A 20,035-nucleotide genomic window follows, 5' to 3' on the forward strand; every position below is an offset into this window, starting at 1 on the left:
CTAGTTGAATGTTTTTGGAAAGTTGATTATAATTCAAATATGAAAACGATTTCATTACCGCGAAAGGCGCGGCACTCCAACAAGAAAGGGGGTATGCAGCGATGCCAACGATTGAAGATGTAGCGAAGCTGGCAGGGCTTTCTCGGACAACTGTATCACGAGTGATTAACAATCATCCATATGTGTCAGAAGATAAAAGGAAATTGGTCATCGAAGCGATGGAGCAGCTCGGATATGTTCCGAATTCTTCGGCAAGAAGTTTGAGAAGTCAGAAAACAGATGTGATTGCATTATTTGTTCCAAGAATCATGAATCCGTTTTTTAGCCATTTAGTAGAGTCGATGGAAATTGCTGCTGCTGAGCATGGCTACCAGCTTATTATTTGCCAGACGAGATATTCGGCGGAAAAAGAATTAAATTATATGAATTTATTAAAGATGAAACAAGTAGACGGCGTCATTTTAGCATCTATGCAAAATGATTGGAACGTCATTGAACCGTTTTTAAACTATGGTCCAATCATTCTGTGCAATGAGTTTGACGAACAAGCGAACGTTCCATCCGTGATGCTTGATCAAGTAGAAGGAGGCTACATAGCGACAAAGCATCTGCTTGAACAAGGCCATCGCCGCATTGCGTATTGCCAAGGCGGAGCGCGCAGCAATGTCGCCAGCTATCGGGAAAGAGGATTTCGCAAAGCGCTTGCGGAATATAAAATTGAATTTAATGAACAATACGCATTCCGCAATGTGTTTCACAGCGAGGGCGGCCGGCGCGTGTTTCATGAAATGATGGCGCTTTCTGAACCTCCGACCGCCGTATTCACAGGCAGCGATGAAGTAGCCGCTGGAATTATTTCTGAGGCAAATAAGCATGGCTGCAGCATCCCTGAGCAGCTTGCCGTAGTAGGTTTTGACAATCAAGAAATTACGGAATTAATAGAGCCGACGATTACGACTGTATACCAGCCGGTTGAGCAAATGGCCCAGAAGGCGCTTGAAATAATGGTGGAAAAAATTCATTCCCGCAAATATCGATGTCGTGAAGTATATGAATTTCCGCTTGAATTGATCGTCAGAGAGTCGACGGTATCATCGAATAAACTGGTGACATTATAAGCCTTCAAGGTTTTGAAATCGATTTCTGAAGCTGTTTAGTACGATACGGGGGGGACACGTATGAAAAAAACGGTCAAACTATCTTCTGCTTTGTTAGCGCTTACATTCGGGTTAACGGCATGTTCTAGTGGCAACAGCGATCAAGGGGCTGATCAAAAGGAAACAAACAAAGGAGACTCATCAGACAAAAAAGTAACCATTGTGTATGCGCGTGGCCAAGATTCTACGAAAGCGACGGAAAAGGTGATTGAAGCGTTTGAAAAGGCTCATCCCAACATTAAAGTAGAGTTCCGCGAAATGCCCGCTGATACAGGCAAGCAGCACGACTCATATGTAACGATGCTGAATGCTCAATCAGCGGAAATTGATGTGATGGATCTTGATGTGGTTTGGCCTGCTGAGTTTGCTCAGGCGGGCTATACGCTGCCACTTGACCGTTTTATTGATAATGATGGTATCGATCTCAGCAAGTACAATCAAGGGGCGTTAGCGGCCGGTAACTTCAACGGAAAGCAGTGGGCGTTACCGAAATTTATTGATGCTGGAATGCTCTTTTATCGTACCGATCTTGTGCCTCAGGACAAAGTGCCAAAAACATGGGATGAATTATTAGCCATGGCGAAGCAATTAAAAGGAACAGGAGGCACCAAGTTTGGTTATTTAATGCAGGCAAAGCAATATGAAGGATTAGTATGTAACGCAGTCGAGTTTATTGCTTCCTATGGCGGCAAAATCGTGGATGAAAATAATAACGTTGTTATAAACAGCCCAGAAGCGATCAAAGGGTTGAAGAAAATGGTCGAAATTGTAAAATCAGATGCCGTGCCAAGCAATATTACGACATTCACAGAGCCTGAATCGCATACGGCGTTTATTGAAGGACAGTCCCCGTTTATTCGCAACTGGCCTTACCAATATGCACTGGCCAATGACCAAACTCAATCGAAAATCGTCGGCAAGGTTGGCGTAGCACCGCTTCCAGCGGGTGATAAAGGATCTGCCGCTACTTTAGGAGGTTGGATGACAGCCATTAACAAATATTCGAAACATCCGAAAGAGGCTTGGGAATTCGTAAAGTTTATGACGGGACCAGAGGGGCAAAAAATTTCAGCTATTTACGGCGGACTTGCTCCAACGCTTCCAGAGTTGTATAAAGATGCGGATGTGCTCAAAGCGAATCCATTCTTTGGTGAGCAAGGATTCGTTAATGCTCTTAATGCAGCGGTACCGCGCCCTGTTGTGCCAAACTATCCGGAAGTGTCAGAAATCATTCAAATCAATGTATCAAAAGCTCTTGCCGGAGAATTAACGGTTGAGCAAGCAGCTGCAAACATGGAAAAAGAAATTAAGGCAGCCTTAAACAAATAATTGTTGCTCAACGATTTGGTTAGCCTTCAGATCGCTGTTTGTTCAGCGCTGAAGGCTAATTATCCTTTATGGCATAGGAGGAGAACCGCATGAGGAACGGAAAACGCGCAGAACAAATATTAGGATATTCGCTTGTTGCTCCAGCGCTGCTGCTTATTTTAGCGGTGGCCATTTGGCCGGTTATTCAATCATTTTATTACAGCCTGTTTGATTATCGGTTAAATGATCCGACTAAATCTTCCATTCATCTGAATTATAGCCTTGATCTCGAAGGTTATTTACAAAATTATCCGTTTTTAAAAAGCTCTTTAACACAGGAAATGGCACAAGCAAATCCTGACGCGAAGAAAGCGCTGGTAGATGTCGAGGAAAAGCTGAAAAAAATGGATCAGACGATTCGCGCAGATCAGGAAGTAGCCAAACGCTACGATCAAGTGGATGAGGCTTTAAATAATTTCGAGTCACCAAGCGATGAGCTTAAAATGGTGGAGATTGATGAGGAAGCCGCCCGGCAGTTCCAAAATAACGTCCGAGAAGTAATCAAAACACTTTCTCAAATGAAAGAAGAGGGGAATTTAAAACAGGCAGATAAAATTGTCGGACTTGCTCAGGGATTAAAGGGAGTGGTTGTGGAACCGAATTTTATTGGCTGGCAGCATTACAAGGACAGCCTTGGTGATACGCGTACATGGAAAGCATTGTGGAATACCGCTTCTTTTACGATCATTTCTGTAGCGATTGAACTAGTCTTGGGATTAGGAATTGCCCTTTTAATTAACAAAACCTTCTTTGGCCGCGGATTAGTGAGGGCCGCCATTCTTGTTCCGTGGGCAATCCCGACAGCTGTGTCAGCATTAATGTGGAAATTTTTATATGATGGACAGAATGGGATTGTCGCGAAATATTTTGAGGATATTGGAATTGTTCATCGGATGGGGGATTTATTGACAACAGAAGTAGGAGCGATGTTTGCTGTTATTTTTGCTGATGTATGGAAGACAACTCCTTATATGGCCCTACTTTTGCTGGCCGGATTACAGACCATACCAAGCTCCTTATATGAAGCAGCCTCCATTGATGGGGCGACCAAATGGCAGCAGTTCACAAAAATTACGCTGCCGCTATTGAAGTCAAGCATTCTTGTTGCGTTACTATTCCGCACACTGGATGCCTTCCGTGTTTTTGATCTCATTTATGTGCTGACAGGCGGAGGTCCAGCGAATTCGACAGAAACGATTTCCATTTTGGCTTATAAAATGATGTTCTCGCAAACGAACTTTGGAGAAGGCTCTGCATTAGCCGTTATTGTCTTTATATGTGTTGCTCTTATTTCCATGATTTATATTAAACTATTAGGCGCGGACTTGCTCTCGGATGGCGCAAAAAAATAAAGGAGGGGTGAGACGATGTCTAAAAAAGCTGGACCATTATTTTATGTTTGTTTAGCCGTTTTTATCTTTTTTGTGATGTTTCCATTTTTATGGATTTTACTTAGTTCAGTGAAACCGTTGAGCGAGCTGTTTGGCGATCATGCGTTTCAATGGTTTACGAGCCATCCTACCTTTGAATCATACGTTTCTGTGTTTGTCAATTATCCATTTCTGCGATATTTGTGGAACAGCACAGTGGTTGCGACCATTACCACCGTGTATACGGTATTTGTGGCGGCATTTGCTGCCTATGCCATTGCACGTCTTGAATTTAAAGGAAAGGCCGTCATTCTCGGATTGGTCTTGGCCGTGTCAATGTTTCCGCAAATTGCGACGATTTCCCCCATTTACATGTTTGTTAAAAAATTTGGTTTAACGAATAGCTATTTAGGTTTAATTATTCCGTATACTACCTTTGCTTTACCATTGTCTATTTGGCTGCTTGTTACGTTTTTTAGAAAAATCCCATTTGATTTAGAGGAAGCAGCGAAAATGGACGGAGCTACGCCGATGCAAACGTATTTTAAAGTCATTTTGCCGCTGGCAGTACCAGGGGTATTTACAACTTCGATTCTTGTATTTATTGCTGCTTGGAATGAATTTCTATTTGCTTTGACGATCAACACAGCTGAAAAATATAAAACGGTTCCGGTTGGAATTGCGATGTTCCAAGGACAATATACGATTCCATGGGGAGAACTATCAGCTGCAACCGTGATTGTGACGGTTCCGCTCGTGATCATGGTATTATTATTTCAGCGGCGGATTGTCTCTGGATTAACATCTGGATCTGTAAAAGAATAAAAAAAGGATGCTCCTTACTAGCGAGCATCCTTTTTCTATTAATGATGATGGATCACGCCTAAACAGTCGTTGCATTTATTGCCGTAACATTCATGCTGCTCTTCGATTTCTTTTCCGCAATCTGTACATTTTTTAGGCGGAAGGTTTCTGAAAAATTCAGAAATTTTCATTAGCATGGGAATCGCCTCCGTTGATTTGTTATTTATATTGTATTATAACAGTGTTCAATAAGTCAATAACTGTTTTAAAACAAAATTCCACAATCGTGAAAAATGTTGGAGAATTATGTATGATATAAAAAAGACTACATATGTAGAGGTGAGTGATGATGAAAGTAACGGTCATTGGATATTGGGGCGGGTTCCCAGCCGCCAATGAAGCAACGTCTGGATATTTATTGGAATATGATGGATTTCGGTTATTAGTGGATTGCGGGAGCGGAGTGCTTTCAAAATTGCAAAATTATGTGTCAGTGGAAAAGCTAGATGCCGTCATCTTGTCGCATTATCACCATGACCATGTGGCCGATATCGGACCGCTCCAATATGCGTGGCTGATTAAGAAAAATCTCGGATTTTCATTGCCAGAACTGCCTATTTACGGTCATCCATTTGACTCGTTGGGTTTTGCGCGCCTCGCTCACAAAGAGATCACAAAAGCGGTCGCGTACGATCCAGAGAAACCGTTGGAAATCGGACCGTTTGCGATTCAATTTATGAAAACTGCGCATCCGGTGATTTGCTACGCCATGCGCATCACAGCGGGAGGCTTCACGGTTGTTTATACGGCGGATTCCAGCTACTTACCAGAGTTTGTGCCATTTTCGCAAAATGCCGACTTATTCATTTGTGAAAGCAACTTTTATGCGGGACAAAACGCGGCTCCAGCTGGTCACATGACAAGTGAAGAAGCGGCAGCCATCGCCCGCGATGCGAACGTAGGAACCTTGTTATTAACGCATTTGCCGCATTTCGGAGATCACGCGCAGCTCGTTCAGGAAGCAAAAACGATATTTGCCGGAACAGTAAAGCTTGCAGCGACAGGGCTTGTATGGGAAAGATAAACAAACGCACGAACTTTCTCCCTTTTGATTCCATCATAAAATGAAAAACAAGCAGTAAATAATGACTAGCTTTTGGAATGCGATAGAAGAAAAAAACGCAGGCTTTCTAGGCTGTTGAGATTTCTCGACAGCCTAGATTCATATATCTTGTTGATGATCGTATACAATCTAGCGGATCATTTGAACGGTTTTTCAAAACAATTGAATGATAGTGGCTAGCATCTTTGTGAATGCCGCTATTAGAATAACAAGAAAAAACAGATCGATAAAATGGAGGAGCGTGGCTTTTTTCTTGCGCTTCTCTTTTTTATAAAATATAATATATTTAGAATTTTTTTATTATTAAATGAATGATGATTCATTCATTGATTAAGCAGGGGAGAGGGTTTTATGAATTTATCGTGGCGATTGGCAGAGGTGGCCAAGCAGCTGCCACAGAAGAAAGCGTATGTGTTTGAAGGAGAAAGCTGTACATATCAAGAATTGCATGAACGAATCTCGCGGTTTGCGAGCGGACTAGCCAGCATGGGAGTTGGCAAAGGGGATCACATTGCGCTATTGCTTGGAAATTCGCCATACTTCATTATTGGATTATATGGAGCGTTGCGGACGGGAGCGACGGTCATACCGGTCAATCCGATTTATACGCCTGATGAAATTGGTTATATTTTAACCAATGGCGATGTGAAAGCGGTTATAGGCTTAGATTTGCTTGTTCCGCTATTTCAGAAAATGGAATCTCGCTTACCAAACATTGAGCATGTCATCGTATGTGACACACCGCAAGGAAAAGATCAGCCTATTTCATTCACCGGCAAAATGAAATCGTTTACAGACGTCTTAAAGGCTGGTGTGGCTGATTATCAAGGACCGCAGCTTGCTGAGGATGATACAGCGGTTATTTTATATACATCAGGAACGACAGGAAAGCCGAAAGGAGCGATGCTGACACATAAGAATCTGTATAGCAACGCGCAAGATACGGCCAATTATTTAAAAATAAACGAGAGCGATCGCGTGATTGCTACATTGCCGATGTTTCATGTTTTTTGTTTGACCGTTGCGCTCAATGCGCCGTTGATGAATGGCGGAACGGTGCTGATTGTTCCAAAATTCAGCCCTGCGAAAATCTTTCAGCTTGCTAGAGAGGAGAAAGCGACGATCTTTGCTGGGGTGCCAACAATGTACAACTTTTTGTACCAATATGAACACGGAAAAGCGGAGGATTTTCAAACATTGCGGCTTTGCATCTCTGGCGGAGCCTCGATGCCGGTGGCGCTGCTTAAAAATTTTGAACAAAAATTTAAAGTGATTGTATCAGAAGGATATGGATTGTCAGAGGCTTCTCCGGTTACGTGTTTTAATCCGCTTGATCGTCCGCGCAAACCGGGGTCCATTGGCTGCAGCATTTTACATGTGGAAAATAAAGTGGTGAACGAATTTGGCGAGGAAGTGCCAGTCGGAGAAGTCGGCGAATTAATTGTGCGCGGTCCGAACGTGATGAAGGGATATTATAAAATGCCGGAGGAAACGGCTCATGCACTTCGCAACGGCTGGCTTTACACCGGAGATTTGGCGAAAATGGATGAGGAAGGATATTTTTATATCGTTGATCGCAAAAAAGATATGATTATTGTCGGAGGATATAATGTTTATCCTCGCGAGGTAGAGGAGGTGCTGTACAGTCATCCGGACATTGTTGAAGCAGCGGTCATCGGCATTCCTGATCCCGATTTTGGAGAAGCAGTCAAGTGCTTTGTTGTATCTAAGAATGCCGATTTGACAGAGGAACAGCTGATCGAATATTGCCGGGAGCATCTTGCCAAGTATAAGGTGCCAAGCATGGTTGAATTTTTAGACGAAATTCCGAAAAATACAACCGGGAAAATTTTAAGAAGGGCATTGAAGGAGCAATTGACTTCACGCTAAGCGATATTCAAGCCCGTGGGTGATGGATTTAAATAGAAAGAGAAAGCGGTGTAAATGGGCTTGGCTGAAAAAAGTGCCGATCAATCGGTACTTTTTTTATTGAAAAACGCAAATCATTTACGGAAAATAAAGAAAGAAAGGAGGAGGAAGATGGACACAGCACTTACTGCACGAACGTTGTCCTCATTTCGCCAAGGGGTGCAAGCGGGGATGAGCATTGCAATCGGGTATATGCCGATTGCTTTAACATTTGGACTATTGGCGAAAACAACAGGATTGACGCTGTGGGAAACGGTGATGATGAGCGTGATCGTCTTTGCCGGGGCGTCGCAGTATATCGCTTTAAACTTGTTGACGCTTGGCACAGGCGGATTTGAAATTGTGTTGACCACCTTTATTTTAAATATTCGTCACTTTTTGATGGCGGCGGCATTGAATGAAAAAGCGGAGCAGGAATCGTTATGGAAAAAGGCGTTATATGCGTTTGGCATTACAGATGAAACCTTTTCCGTAGCGGCGATGAAACCGGGAAAAGTGAATGCCTCCTACATGTTGGGTTTAATTTTTGTATCTTATGGGAGTTGGGTGATAAGCTCAGGTGTTGGCCATGTAGTGGGAGAGAGACTGCCAAAAAGCCTTCAGGAAAGCATGTCGGTTGCTCTATACGCCATGTTTATCGGCTTGCTTGTCCCGACTTTAAAGAAGCAACGAAAAGTGATTTGGCTTGCTTGTTTAGCCGCTGCGTTCCATTCTATTTTGTTGCTGGGGCTTCATATGTCAAAAGGCTGGGCGATTGTCATCTCCACCTTGCTTGCTTCCGTACTCGTTCAATCTTTTGCCAAAGAAAGCGAGGAAAGCGACGATGCGCTATGACATTATTTGGATGATTATTGGAATGGGAATGGTTACGTATATTCCGCGCATGCTTCCGCTTGCTGTTTTTCATCGAGTGAAGCTCCCGCCGTTTTTGCAAGGGGTATTAAAAAACGTGCCATACGCGATATTAGGAGCATTAATTGTACCGGGAATTTTTTTGCTTGACGAGGATCCTTGGTTCGGCGTGCTCGGTTTTGTCAGTGCTGTTGTCGTGGCGTGGTTTGGTGCGAATATTATTATCGTAGTGCTTGCCTCTGTTTTAGTTTTAAGTGTTTATGCTGCCCTATAAAAAAGGAAGAGGGGGTCCCGAAGGTGTTCGCATAGCGTTCGTTTTTGGGCCCCTTTTTTGGATAAAGAGGAGAACTACACGTATTGTGAAAAAGGAGATCGTTGCCCTGATCGAGTACAGCACGTTGGATCGGGAACCAACGAAAGCGTGTGCAAAGGAGATCACCGAATTGAGGACATGATGTATGAGGAGGAGCTGGATGAGTGGATTGGCGCCAAAGGCAAAGACACGAAAACCATCCGCAACAACGGCAGGGGATTCGGGAACGGCTGTCCACGGAAGAAGAGGCGGCGACGTACCGAAAACGGACAATCGAAAAGGACCCGGTGTTTGGGCCAATCAAGTGCAACCAGCAATTTCAGCGATTTTGGTTAAGAGGGCTCCCAAAAACCACCTTGGAATGAGGGCCACCATTTGAGAAAGTGGGCGGCTACAACCGATCCAACTAAAGAAAAAACAGGATCAAATTCAGAAATAAGGAGCCATTCCTGCTTCAAAAAAGAAATAAATAATCAAGTAGTAAAAAAGAGGCGGTTCCCAAAGGGGCGTTTTAACGACCTTTTGAGACAGCCTCTATTTGATTTTGTCCATAATGGTCTCGTAAACTTCTTCGTATTGAAATCCTTTTTTGCCCATTCCAAATTGCTCAATGACACGGTTGTTTTCATCGAGCAGGTATGTGCGAGTTGTATGAATGAGCATGCCGTTGCCGGGGTCGCGATATTGGAAATCAAAGGCGTCGGCTACTTTTTTTGTATCGCGTTCACTTCCGCGAAGCAAAATCCATCCTTTGTCATTTGGCGAAATGTGAAAAGTTTTAGCGTATGCTTGAAGCTTTGCCGCTGTATCGCGCTTCGGATCAATGGTGATGGTAATAAACTCGATTTTATTTGGAAATACATGCTGCTGCTCTAATTTTTGACGCAGCTTCGTCATTTCGAATGTCGTATTTGGACAAATGTCTGGACAATTTGTATAAATAAATTCGAGCAGCCGCATTTTTGGTGTCATTTTATTGAATGAATATTCTTCCCCCCATGCCGTTTCCATGGTTATGTTGTTTGGCAGCTTCATTTGCCATTGCCGGTATATGGAAACATAAAAAATCCCGATACCAATGCATACAGCAAGCAAGATGCCGAACATCCAATATATTTTTTTCAACAGCTTCACCCTCCCTTATTTTCCATGATACATGAAAAAGTAAGGAAAAACGAATAATGATTTTGAACTTTATCTGACGTTCTAATTCATCCAAAAGAGACTACACTAATGATAAGGAATGTTGTCCATTCGAAGGGGGAATTTGATGAAAAAAATGATCTATTGGTCGGTGTTGATTTATGTGTTGTACTGTGCAGGTATCGCGCTGTATTTATTTTGGTTTTCTGATGCGTCCATTCCGACTGAATGGCGGGGAACGCGTGCAGATCCATCCAGCTTTTTAACATCAGGAGAGCAGCATTTGAGCGAGCGGTATTCCGATTTGAAAAATTTTTTATATTTTGCCTCTATTCCTTATGATTGGTTTGTTTACTTATTGATTTTACTGCTGGGAATCTCCAACATGCTGCAGAAATGGGCGCAGCGTGCCACAAAAGCATTTTGGGTGCAAACCGCGCTTTATGTATTTTGGTTGTCGCTGATCATCACAGCTGCCGCCTTGCCATTGGAGTTGGCAAGCTATCATTTTTCTCGAGCCTATGGAATCAGTACGCAATCCATGTCTAGCTGGCTTCGAGATGAAGTCACTGATTTTTTGATCAGTACGCTGCTTCTGTTTTTCGTCATCACGGTTTTGTATGGGTTGATTCGTCGCTTTGAAAAAAGATGGTGGTTTTTTGCTTGGTTGATATCGATTCCATTGACCATCTTTTTGATGTTTATTCAACCTGTTGTCATTGATCCATTATACAATAAGTTTTATCCACTAAAGAATCACGCGCTTGAGGCGGAAATTTTATCATTGGCACAACAAGCGCATATCCCAGCTGACCATGTATTTGAAGTCAATATGTCTGAAAAAACCAATGCACTGAATGCATATGTGACAGGCATCGGTTCCCATGCGCGCATTGTGTTGTGGGATACAACGGTTGAACGGTTAAAACAGGAAGAAGTACTGTTTATTATGGCCCATGAAATGGGGCACTACGTAATGAAGCATATATACTGGGGTATAGCAGGGTCCATCGTGCTGGCTTTTTTTGGACTATGGATGGTCAGCCGCTTGATGAGCTGGGCTCTTGCTAAATGGAGAAAGCATTTGCGTATAAAAGCGGTGGGAGAATTAGCTTCCTTGCCGCTGCTTTTACTCATCATGTCGCTGCTCCAGTTTTCTGTTACGCCTTTGACTAATATGGTGTCAAGATATGAAGAGCATGCGGCTGATAAATATGCGGTTGAATTAACAGAAGATGCAGATGCCGGGATTTCCACATTTCAAAAACTGGCCAAAGCTGGACTTAGCGAGGTGTACCCACCATATCTAGTGAAAATTTTTCGCTATACACATCCGACCATTTTTGAAAGGATCGTGTTTTTAGAACAGCAAAAATCAGAGAATGGGCATAAATGAAAGTTCTATTTATGGATAAAGCTTGGTCCTTCCATGAAATTTGTGTTCTTTTAAACATCATCCACTGATTTCTTTGCTGAGTCTTGAATTTTTCGGTGATATTATCTGCAGGCAGAAAGTGTTTCACTTTCTGCTTATTTTTTAAAAAAATTTCAAAAAAATAGTTTTCTTTTCGGTTGTTCTGTTATATAATAACAACAGAAAAAACATTATTTGTATTATAACAAAAAGGAAGGTGGGGGATATGGAGACGAAAATATCGCGACTTCATGCAAATGGACGCATAAAAAAGAGGTAGAAACCATTTTGACAGATGAGCCCTCCAAATGTACGGAGAAATAAGAGGGCGATTTTGGTTGGAAAAGAAGGAAATTGTTTGAGCAAAGAAAGAAAAAGCATCAAGAAATGGATGATGGAAAGATTGTTAAATTCCCCAGAAGAAACTGTTCATATCGGCAACCGCGAGACCCATTTCTAAAGATCTGCTAGACTAGCATATTGAAATTGCGGAGCCGGCGGATCGCCAAATGATGATTGACGCGCTCTATTCCGGGGCAAAGGGGGGTATGGTTGATTTGGAAGATGTTTATTCTCCGACATAAGAAAACGGACAGCAAAGACACCAACCCACTTACGAGACACCACCGTATGATCACTTATGAATCTCCAGAAGGAAAACTCTATTTATGAGGGAAGAGACCGCTGTGCTGAAGGGTTCGTCCGCACGGCTGGTATTCTGAAGAAAAGCATCTCACACTTGATGGAAATTTACTTTCTATAAAAAAGTTAGTTCAACTTTAACAAAAATGGCTTAGTTCATATTTTTATTCGCTGAAAATAGAAGGCCATTTTGAGGATCTTACTGAAAAAAAGAGGGGGAAGGGAAAATGACACGTGATGAAAAAGTGAGACAATTGCAAGAAAGCTGGAACACGGAGGAACGATGGAAAGGGATTGAGCGCCCTTATTCTGCAGAAGATGTGATCAAGTTGCGCGGTTCGATCGATATCGAATATACGCTTGCTCGCCGGGGAGCAGAAAAGCTTTGGAATTTGCTTCATACAGAGAATTATGTGCATGCGCTTGGTGCATTGACTGGCAATCAAGCTGTTCAACAAGTAAAAGCGGGATTAAAGGCGATTTATTTAAGCGGCTGGCAGGTAGCGGCTGATGCCAACTTAGCTGGACAAATGTATCCGGACCAAAGCTTATATCCTGCCAACAGCGTGCCACATGTCGTGAAACGGATCAATCAAGCGTTACAGCGGGCGGATCAAATTCAACATCTAGAAGGAAGCGGTGATATCGATTATTTTGTTCCGATTGTAGCAGATGCGGAAGCGGGCTTTGGCGGGCAGCTGAATGTATTTGAATTGATGAAAGCGATGATTGAATCAGGAGCAGCAGCGGTACATTTTGAGGACCAGCTTTCTTCTGAGAAAAAATGCGGTCATTTAGGCGGAAAAGTATTATTGCCTACGCAAACAGCGGTACGCAATTTAATTGCAGCGCGTTTGGCGGCGGATGTTATGGGAGTTCCAACGGTGCTAATCGCTCGCACGGATGCAAATGCCGCTGATTTAATTACAAGTGATATTGATCCGCGCGATCAAGATTTTATTACAGGAAAACGCACACCGGAAGGGTTTTACCGCACAAAAGCAGGATTGGATCAAGCGATTGCTCGCGGCCTAGCATATGCACCATATGCCGATTTAATTTGGTGCGAAACAAGTGAACCGAATTTGGAAGAAGCACGCCGTTTTGCTGAAGCTATTCATGAGAAGTTTCCTGGAAAGCTGCTTGCGTATAACTGCTCTCCATCATTTAATTGGAAAAAGAAATTGGATGCTGAAACAATTGAGAACTTCCAAGTGGAGCTTGGAAAAATGGGTTACAAGTTTCAATTCGTTACATTGGCAGGATTCCACGCCCTCAACTACAGCATGTTTGAATTGGCACGCGGATACAAAGAGCGCGGTATGGCGGCGTATTCCGAATTACAGCAGGCAGAATTTGCAGCTGAAAAATACGGTTATACAGCAACTAGACACCAGCGTGAAGTTGGAACAGGATATTTTGATGAAGTATCCCAAGTCATTTCCGGGGGACAATCGTCAACGGTGGCACTTAAGGGATCGACAGAAGAAGAACAATTCACAACAGCTTAATCATAGAAATGTAAGGAAATACGGGGGATTATATAGAGAAAATAATAGAGAGAAAAGCTCGCGTCTATGCGAGCCTTCAAGTTGTAGACAAAGTCATCATTGACTTTGTCTACAACCATTTTAATATCCTTTATTGATGGCATGGTTTCACATCGGACTCGTTTGAAAGCGCTTGGCAGATAAGGAACACAGCTGAGTGAAGACGTGAATGGAACCAAAACATTCATGAGTGGATGTACGAGGCCTGTGACGCAGGATGAAAGCATTTGTCAGCAGTCAAAAGGTTCGCAGTCGATGCGAACCTTTTGCATGTTTAGCGAAAAATGAAACATGATAACATCAGGAGGTGTTGACAAATGCAGAATAGCCGAAAGGAATTGCCGCTTGATTCCGTGCTCAATCCCGAAGTAAGAATAAGCACCGATTTTCATTTTTATCAAGCGTTTTTCGATGAGGTTGGATATGCAGATAGCTCAAATGCAGAACATAAAGCGATCAAACAGGCAAACGAGTATTTGGCAGAGGAAGAGAGGTACCCCGTTTTTTATTATTCATGAGCGATTTTTTAATCGCTCTTTATTTTTTGAAAATATAGAAAAATATAGATGTAAATGGTATGATGAAGATGTACAAGTCATTTTAATCGATGTGAGAGGTGAACGATTTCAATGAAAGTAAACGAATTTATTGTATTAAATGACTTCATTGTGAGCCGCTACACAATGGTCATTTTGCCTCATCATTTTCATGACCATCATTACACAAAAGTCATTGAAGAAGACGGAGAATACATCGTCAAGATGAAGCCGATTGAGATTATTTCCCGCAGCTGCTATTACTACGGCTCGAGCTTAAAAGGTAGAAAGGAAGGAACAAAAGAAATTATAGGCATTACCCACAAGCCTCCCATTGCGATTGAACCACTGAATGAAATTTATGTGTTTCCTACAACATCTCCAAATGATATACGATGCGTATGGATTTCGCATATGCACGTGCTCAAATACGAACCCTCTCGCGGCGACACAACAACCGTATATTTTAAAAACGATAAAAGTGTTTGCCTTGATATTTCCTACTATTCGTTTGTCAACCAACTTTATCGCACAGCCCAGCTGCGCACGAAGCTATCTGAAAGAATGGAAGCGCGTGAACGAAAAATGCAGTATTTGTTTAGAATGGATCAAACAAAAGACTGGTTGTCATGAATTTTTAATCTTGAGAAATCCCCACGTTCCATTACGTGAAGGGCAAAATTCCAACGATCAGGATGAATGGCAGTGGGCATAGGTGAAATGGATTGTATTCCCTGAACTATTGTACTACTATAGAAACAAAGGTTCTTTGCCGATAGCTGGGGGAGCAGAGAGAATCTAGACGAAAACCAAGCGCTTCAGTCTTTGCGTAATACCGTATCAAAATTTTCGATTGGTTGAATATGTATCATCACGCAACGGGAAGTTACGATGAGGGAGACGAAAAAGGCTTCGTCGTGAGACTCAAGAAACACTCACTTCTAGAAGTGATGATTCGTTTAGAAGTTGTTAAAATTCTCTCTATTTATATTCCCCGCGTAACCGTGTAAAATAAGATTGTTAGCAACAATGTAAATGGGGAGTATTCATGGACATCGAAGCATTAAAGCACTGGTTTACATTAAAGCATGTATTAGAATTACTGGAACATTACCGCTCGTTTGGGATGCTGCCCGGGGTTATCGTTACGCTGTTAGAGTCGTTTTTTCCGATTCTTCCGATGTTTGTATTTGTGATGGCGAACGCGGCTGCTTTTGGGCTTTGGCAAGGAATTATGATTTCGTGGATTGGCGCTTGCCTCGGATCCATTTGTGTTTTTTTACTTGCTCGAAAAATAGGCCAGAAACGGTTTTTTCATTTTTTGAGCCGTCATCAAAAGGTGAAAAAACTGGTGGATTGGGTGGAGCGCCACGGATTTGGCCCATTGTTTTTACTGTTTTGTTTTCCGTTTACACCATCGGCGATTATCAATGTCGTGGCTGGACTAGCCCGCGTTAGCCGCCAGCAGTTTATTTTAGCCGTACTTCTCGGCAAAATGGTGATGATTTTTATGATTAGCTTTATTGGCTATGATTTGGCGGCTTTGGCCAAACAGCCGCTTCGCACAGTAGCGGTCATTATCGCGATTTTCCTTTTATGGTATGCAGGGAAGAAAGTAGAAGCGAGGTTTTCATTGACGGAAAAAACAGATAAAAAAGACTCTTAAGCTGGGTGGGCGGTGTGATGAGCAAATGGCCAATTTATCGGAGAAGATCGGTTATATGGACAGTTAGTCTGACACTGGTTTTTTTTGCGCGGTTTTTATTGTTTACTAACTATGTAGTTGAAGGAGAATCGATGATGCCCACGCTGCAGGACGGCAATTTCTTAATCGTGAAGAAATTTGGCAGCATCCAGCGTTTTGATATTATCGTGTTCCATGCCAATACGCAAAAGGATTATGTCAAGCGTGTTATCGGTCTTCCTGGCGATCGCATCATGTATAAAAATGATGTGTTATACATTAATGGGAAGCCGATAGAAGAACCGTATTTGCAGCGATATAAACGTAAATTGGTTAATGGAAAACTCACCGGGGATTTTACGCTTCAAGAAGTGACCGGGAGAAAGACGGTTCCCCCTGGCTATGTGTTTGTCTTAGGCGATAATCGTTTAGTCAGCTGGGACAGCCGCCATTTTGGCTATGTGAAAATGAACCGAATTGTTGGAAAAGTTAATGCGCGCTGCTGGCCTTTTCGTGAGATTAGCATTCAGTTTTAAAGGTATTCATCGAAACAAGCGTTCAATGAATACCTTTTTTACTTTGACAGATGACGATTTCCCACGATCTCCCTCTTTTAAACAAACGAACATATGTGCTAAAATAAGAAGGACAATGGAAAATAAAGGTGGTGATAGCATGTCGCTTCGCTTTATGATTGGAAGATCAGGGACCGGCAAAACGACAGCATGTTTAAACGAAATTCGTGAGAAGCTGAAGGAGCAGCCGATGGGCTCTCCCATCATTTATCTTGTGCCAGAGCAAATGACGTTTCAATCAGAATATGCGTTGATTCGCACACCGGGACTGGACGGGATGATTCGCGCACAGGTGCTAAGCTTTACGCGATTGGCCTTTCGCGTGCTGCAAGAAACTGGGGGAATGAGCCGCTATTATTTAAATCAAACGGGAGTGCGCATGCTGCTAAGGAAAATTATTGATAAGCATAAGGATGAGCTGATTTTATTTGCCCGCGCGGCTGATAAGCATGGCTTTATTGAGCAGCTAGAAGAAATGCTTATTGAGTGCAAGCGTTATTGTATTACACCGGAGCAACTGCTGGAAACAGAAACGCAGCTGCGCCAAAATGCCACCTCGGCCGAAAAAGTATTAGCGGACAAGCTAAAGGATTTACAGCTTATCTATCGCCAATTCGAACGGGATTTAATGAATCGGTATGTGGATTCGGAAGATTACTTGCGCTTTTTGGCTGAAAAAATTCCGCATTCCCGCTACATACAAGACGCGGAAATTTACGTGGACGGGTTTCATCATTTTACACCGCAAGAATATATGGTTCTTGAGCAATTGTTATGTTTCGCTAAGCGCGTGACGGTCGCTTTAACGGTGGATGAGCCTTATAATGAACAGCTGCCGAATGAGCTACATTTGTTTCGCATGACAGGTAAAACATACTATGAGTTGCGAAATATAGCCCTTTTAAACAACGTTCTCATTGAACCGATCAAGTTTTGTCAAGAGAATGTAAGGCATCCGTCGTTATCGCTTCGCCATTTAGAAGCGCATTATGATACGCGCCCTTCTTTGCCCTTTACTGGGGAGGCCGGTGAAATTCAATTATGCCAAGCATCACATCGCCGGGCAGAGATTGAAGGAATTGCTAGAGAAATTATTCGGCTTGTGCGCGAGGAAGGGTATCGATATCGGGATGTCGCTCTATTGGTACGAAATTCTGATGACTATCGCAATCTATTTCAAACTGTTTTTGTTGATTATGAGATTCCTTACTTTATTGATGAAAAGGAGCCGATGGGAAATCATCCATTTATCGAACTGATTCGTGCAAGCTTGGATGTGATTCAGACAAACTGGCGGTATGAAGCCGTGTTTCGGGCGGTAAAGACCGATTTCTTTTTTCCGCTAGAGAGCCATGTGCAAACGATGCGAGAAGCAATGGATCAGCTGGAAAATTATGTGCTTGAACACGGAATTTATGGAGCGAAATGGAGGCAGAACTGGGTGTACCGGCGCTATCAGGGACTTGAGGAGATCGCGGCGCCGCAAACAGACGAAGAAAGAAACTACGAGGAAAAGCTAAATGTGTGGAGAGAAATGGTCGCCTCCCCGCTCCTGACGCTGCAAAAACGATTACAAAAAGCGAAAAATGGGCGGGATATGTGCGAAGCCCTTTATTTATATTTTGAACAATTGCAGATTCCTAAAAAGCTGGAGAAGCTGCGTGATGAAGCTGAGGCAAAAGGGCAGCTGCTGGAAGCCCGGCACCATGAGCAAGCGTGGGGGGCAGTCATGGAACTGCTTGACCAGTATGTAGAAATATTAGGGGAAGAGACGATGCCCCTTCAGTCATTTGCCGCTTTGATGGAAACAGGGCTTGAGAGCCTGGAATTTTCACTTGTACCGCCAGCGATCGACCAAGTATTGATTGCTCACTTTGACCGTTCGCGTCTAACAGATATGAAGTGTATATTTATCATTGGTGCGAATGATGGGGTGATTCCTTCGCGAAAAAGCGCGGATGGCGTATTATCTGAGCAAGACCGCGAGCTGCTGCATCATTTTTCGGTACATGTCGCTCCAACAAGCCGGCAGCAGCTGCTAGATGAGCCGTTTGCGATCTATATGGCGTTGGCTAGCCCAAAGGAACGGCTTTATATTACGTATCCGCTTGCTGATGAAGAAGGAAGAACGTTGCTGCCATCTGTGCTGATTAAAAGAATAAAAGAAATATTTCCTGATGTGCAAGAAAAGAGATGGGGCGGTGAACCTTTTACATGGCCGCTTCCGGAACAGCTCTCACTCATTACCAATTATTCAGCAACGCTTGGAGCTCTTGCGGTTCAGCTTCATGCATGGAAACGGCAATATCCGATCGAGCCCATTTGGTGGGATGTATATAATCTTTATGCAGGTCATAACGACTGGAATGAACGGGCTAATAGAGTCATTCAAGCGCTGTTCTATGAAAACAAAACGAAAAAATTAAAGAGAGAGATTAGCAGAAAACTATACGGACGGACATTAAGAGCAAGCGTTTCGCGAGTGGAGCAATTCAATCGCTGTCCATTTGCTCATTTTGCCTCATACGGGTTGCGCTTAAAAGAACGCAATGTTTTCCGGCTCAAAGCCCCAGACATTGGTCAATTATTTCATCATGCTTTAAAAATGATGACAGAGCGTATTCGCGCAGAACATCTAGATTGGGCACAGCTTTCTAAAGAGCAATGTGAACAATTATCCTATGATGCGGTCGAACAAATCGCTCCGTATATCCAGCAAGAAATTTTACTTAGTTCGCATCGTTACCATTATGTGAAGCGGAAATTGCATCACATTATGTCAAGGACGGCAAGCGTGTTGAATGAACAAGCAAAAATGAGCGGATTTGCCCCGTTGGAGGTGGAGCTGCAATTTGGCGACAAAGGGCCTTTGCCTCCGTTGACTTTTCCGTTGGCCGACGGAACGGTCCTTGAGCTTGTCGGTCGAATTGACCGCATTGACCAAGCCAAAAGTTCAAAAGGCATTTTATTGCGCATTATTGATTATAAGTCAAGCAGTCAAAAACTAGATTTTACAGAAGTTTATTACGGGCTTGCCCTGCAAATGCTTGCCTATTTGGATATTGTGATTGAATTTGCAGAGTATTTGGTCGGATCGAAGGCTTTGCCGGCAGGTGTGCTATATTTTCATATCCATAACCCGATTATCAAAAGCAAAAATGTGCTTCTAAAAGAGGACGAAGCAGAACAAAAAATTTTTGAAAGCTTTAAAATGAACGGTTGGTTGCTTGATGACCAAGAAACGATCAAATTAATGGACCAAACGCTTGATGCAGGAAAAGGTTCAGCCGTTGTTCCAGTAAAAATCAATAAAGATGGCTCTATTTCCAAAAACTCATCTGTGATTTCAGAGACTGATTTTGCTTTGTTGCGTCAGCATGTGCGCACCATTTTTCAGCAGGCTGGATTGCAAATCATCGATGGAGTGGTCGATATTGCTCCGTATAAACGAAAAAACGAGACAGCTTGCCAATATTGTGAATTTCGGACGTTCTGTCAGTTTGACGAATCGATTGAGCAAGATCGCTACCGGATCTTAAAGAATAAGAAAATGGAACAAATGAAGGAAGAATAGG

The 20,035-nt window shown here is 42.9% G+C and carries 18 protein-coding genes; 16 read left to right on the plus strand and 2 right to left on the minus strand.

The features are described 5' to 3' along the window. Positions 1-101 precede the first annotated feature (101 nt). The 4 genes from B6A27_RS05030 (at position 102) to B6A27_RS05045 (ending at position 4,720) form a co-directional block, all read left to right on the plus strand. Entirely contained in the window at positions 102-1,118 is a 1,017-nt protein-coding gene (locus tag B6A27_RS05030) for a LacI family DNA-binding transcriptional regulator (RefSeq protein ID WP_066148110.1), read from the plus strand. A 60-nt stretch (positions 1,119-1,178) separates the two neighbouring features. Beyond that, positions 1,179-2,486, plus strand: coding sequence for an ABC transporter substrate-binding protein (locus tag B6A27_RS05035; protein WP_080860505.1), 1,308 nt, complete (start codon positions 1,179-1,181; stop codon positions 2,484-2,486). 89 nt (positions 2,487-2,575) lie between these two features. After that, positions 2,576-3,877, plus strand: a complete 1,302-nt coding sequence (locus B6A27_RS05040; protein ID WP_080860507.1) for an ABC transporter permease subunit — start codon at positions 2,576-2,578, stop codon at positions 3,875-3,877. A gap of 15 nt (positions 3,878-3,892) precedes the next feature. Beyond that, positions 3,893-4,720 carry a carbohydrate ABC transporter permease gene (locus B6A27_RS05045; RefSeq protein WP_066148117.1) on the plus strand — a complete coding sequence of 276 codons (828 nt, stop codon included), beginning with the start codon at positions 3,893-3,895 and terminating at the stop codon, positions 4,718-4,720. Positions 4,721-4,758: 38 nt separating this feature from the next. Here B6A27_RS05045 and yhfH read toward each other — a convergent pair whose 3' ends face one another. Continuing rightward, positions 4,759-4,896 carry a protein YhfH gene (gene yhfH, locus B6A27_RS05050; RefSeq protein ID WP_080860509.1) on the minus strand — a complete coding sequence of 46 codons (138 nt, stop codon included), beginning with the start codon at positions 4,894-4,896 and terminating at the stop codon, positions 4,759-4,761. Between the two features lie 152 nt (positions 4,897-5,048). On the opposite strand from yhfH, the gene B6A27_RS05055 reads away from it, so the two are divergent. The 5 genes from B6A27_RS05055 (at position 5,049) to B6A27_RS05075 (ending at position 9,295) form a co-directional block, all read left to right on the plus strand. Continuing rightward, positions 5,049-5,783, plus strand: coding sequence for an MBL fold metallo-hydrolase (locus B6A27_RS05055; protein WP_080860510.1), 735 nt, complete (start codon positions 5,049-5,051; stop codon positions 5,781-5,783). 390 nt (positions 5,784-6,173) lie between these two features. Continuing rightward, entirely contained in the window at positions 6,174-7,712 is a 1,539-nt protein-coding gene (locus B6A27_RS05060; protein ID WP_066148122.1) for a fatty acid--CoA ligase family protein, read from the plus strand. Positions 7,713-7,862: 150 nt separating this feature from the next. Continuing rightward, complete coding sequence (locus tag B6A27_RS05065) at positions 7,863-8,585, plus strand: AzlC family ABC transporter permease (RefSeq protein WP_080860511.1); 723 nt, start codon at positions 7,863-7,865, stop codon at positions 8,583-8,585. Beyond that, positions 8,575-8,877, plus strand: coding sequence for an AzlD domain-containing protein (locus B6A27_RS05070; protein WP_066148129.1), 303 nt, complete (start codon positions 8,575-8,577; stop codon positions 8,875-8,877). Before B6A27_RS05065 ends, B6A27_RS05070 begins: the two co-directional genes overlap by 11 nt. Positions 8,878-9,076: 199 nt before the next feature. After that, the gene (locus B6A27_RS05075) at positions 9,077-9,295 is read left to right on the plus strand and encodes a hypothetical protein (RefSeq protein ID WP_458294433.1); all 219 of its coding nucleotides are present in this window, start codon (positions 9,077-9,079) and stop codon (positions 9,293-9,295) included. A 155-nt stretch (positions 9,296-9,450) separates the two neighbouring features. On the opposite strand, the gene B6A27_RS05080 is transcribed toward B6A27_RS05075, so the two are convergent. Next, complete coding sequence (locus tag B6A27_RS05080) at positions 9,451-10,041, minus strand: SCO family protein (protein WP_080860512.1); 591 nt, start codon at positions 10,039-10,041, stop codon at positions 9,451-9,453. 145 nt (positions 10,042-10,186) lie between these two features. On the opposite strand from B6A27_RS05080, the gene B6A27_RS05085 reads away from it, so the two are divergent. The 7 genes from B6A27_RS05085 (at position 10,187) to addB (ending at position 20,034) form a co-directional block, all read left to right on the plus strand. Beyond that, on the plus strand, positions 10,187-11,455 hold the full coding sequence (locus B6A27_RS05085) for a M48 family metallopeptidase (protein WP_080860513.1): 1,269 nt from the start codon (positions 10,187-10,189) through the stop codon (positions 11,453-11,455). An 887-nt stretch (positions 11,456-12,342) separates the two neighbouring features. Continuing rightward, positions 12,343-13,626 carry an isocitrate lyase gene (aceA, locus tag B6A27_RS05090; RefSeq protein WP_080860515.1) on the plus strand — a complete coding sequence of 428 codons (1,284 nt, stop codon included), beginning with the start codon at positions 12,343-12,345 and terminating at the stop codon, positions 13,624-13,626. A gap of 356 nt (positions 13,627-13,982) precedes the next feature. After that, positions 13,983-14,183 carry a hypothetical protein gene (locus tag B6A27_RS05095; protein WP_066148143.1) on the plus strand — a complete coding sequence of 67 codons (201 nt, stop codon included), beginning with the start codon at positions 13,983-13,985 and terminating at the stop codon, positions 14,181-14,183. Positions 14,184-14,294: 111 nt separating this feature from the next. Beyond that, entirely contained in the window at positions 14,295-14,834 is a 540-nt protein-coding gene (locus B6A27_RS05100) for a competence protein ComK (RefSeq protein WP_080860517.1), read from the plus strand. 415 nt (positions 14,835-15,249) lie between these two features. Then, entirely contained in the window at positions 15,250-15,867 is a 618-nt protein-coding gene (locus tag B6A27_RS05105; RefSeq protein WP_044745663.1) for a TVP38/TMEM64 family protein, read from the plus strand. A 17-nt stretch (positions 15,868-15,884) separates the two neighbouring features. Then, positions 15,885-16,421 (plus strand): signal peptidase I, encoded by a 537-nt coding sequence (gene lepB, locus B6A27_RS05110; protein ID WP_080860518.1) that lies wholly within the window; start codon positions 15,885-15,887, stop codon positions 16,419-16,421. A gap of 139 nt (positions 16,422-16,560) precedes the next feature. Then, positions 16,561-20,034 carry a helicase-exonuclease AddAB subunit AddB gene (gene addB, locus B6A27_RS05115; RefSeq protein WP_080860519.1) on the plus strand — a complete coding sequence of 1,158 codons (3,474 nt, stop codon included), beginning with the start codon at positions 16,561-16,563 and terminating at the stop codon, positions 20,032-20,034. Position 20,035: the final 1 nt, after the last annotated feature.

The organism is Anoxybacillus sp. UARK-01 (genome assembly GCF_002075365.1).
Lineage (GTDB): Bacteria > Bacillota > Bacilli > Bacillales > Anoxybacillaceae > Anoxybacteroides > Anoxybacteroides rupiense.

What these genes read in the sequence shown, in the direction of transcription:
- B6A27_RS05030 (WP_066148110.1), top strand. Translation starts at nt 102, where the DNA reads ATGCCAACGATTGAAGATGTAGCGAAGCTGGCAGGGCTTTCTCGGACA.
- B6A27_RS05035 (WP_080860505.1), top strand. Translation starts at nt 1,179, where the DNA reads ATGAAAAAAACGGTCAAACTATCTTCTGCTTTGTTAGCGCTTACATTC.
- B6A27_RS05040 (WP_080860507.1), top strand. Translation starts at nt 2,576, where the DNA reads ATGAGGAACGGAAAACGCGCAGAACAAATATTAGGATATTCGCTTGTT.
- B6A27_RS05045 (WP_066148117.1), top strand. Translation starts at nt 3,893, where the DNA reads ATGTCTAAAAAAGCTGGACCATTATTTTATGTTTGTTTAGCCGTTTTT.
- yhfH (WP_080860509.1), bottom strand. Translation starts at nt 4,896, where the DNA reads ATGCTAATGAAAATTTCTGAATTTTTCAGAAACCTTCCGCCTAAAAAA.
- B6A27_RS05055 (WP_080860510.1), top strand. Translation starts at nt 5,049, where the DNA reads ATGAAAGTAACGGTCATTGGATATTGGGGCGGGTTCCCAGCCGCCAAT.
- B6A27_RS05060 (WP_066148122.1), top strand. Translation starts at nt 6,174, where the DNA reads ATGAATTTATCGTGGCGATTGGCAGAGGTGGCCAAGCAGCTGCCACAG.
- B6A27_RS05065 (WP_080860511.1), top strand. Translation starts at nt 7,863, where the DNA reads ATGGACACAGCACTTACTGCACGAACGTTGTCCTCATTTCGCCAAGGG.
- B6A27_RS05070 (WP_066148129.1), top strand. Translation starts at nt 8,575, where the DNA reads ATGCGCTATGACATTATTTGGATGATTATTGGAATGGGAATGGTTACG.
- B6A27_RS05075 (WP_458294433.1), top strand. Translation starts at nt 9,077, where the DNA reads ATGAGTGGATTGGCGCCAAAGGCAAAGACACGAAAACCATCCGCAACA.
- B6A27_RS05085 (WP_080860513.1), top strand. Translation starts at nt 10,187, where the DNA reads ATGAAAAAAATGATCTATTGGTCGGTGTTGATTTATGTGTTGTACTGT.
- aceA (WP_080860515.1), top strand. Translation starts at nt 12,343, where the DNA reads ATGACACGTGATGAAAAAGTGAGACAATTGCAAGAAAGCTGGAACACG.
- B6A27_RS05095 (WP_066148143.1), top strand. Translation starts at nt 13,983, where the DNA reads ATGCAGAATAGCCGAAAGGAATTGCCGCTTGATTCCGTGCTCAATCCC.
- B6A27_RS05100 (WP_080860517.1), top strand. Translation starts at nt 14,295, where the DNA reads ATGAAAGTAAACGAATTTATTGTATTAAATGACTTCATTGTGAGCCGC.
- B6A27_RS05105 (WP_044745663.1), top strand. Translation starts at nt 15,250, where the DNA reads ATGGACATCGAAGCATTAAAGCACTGGTTTACATTAAAGCATGTATTA.
- lepB (WP_080860518.1), top strand. Translation starts at nt 15,885, where the DNA reads ATGAGCAAATGGCCAATTTATCGGAGAAGATCGGTTATATGGACAGTT.
- addB (WP_080860519.1), top strand. Translation starts at nt 16,561, where the DNA reads ATGTCGCTTCGCTTTATGATTGGAAGATCAGGGACCGGCAAAACGACA.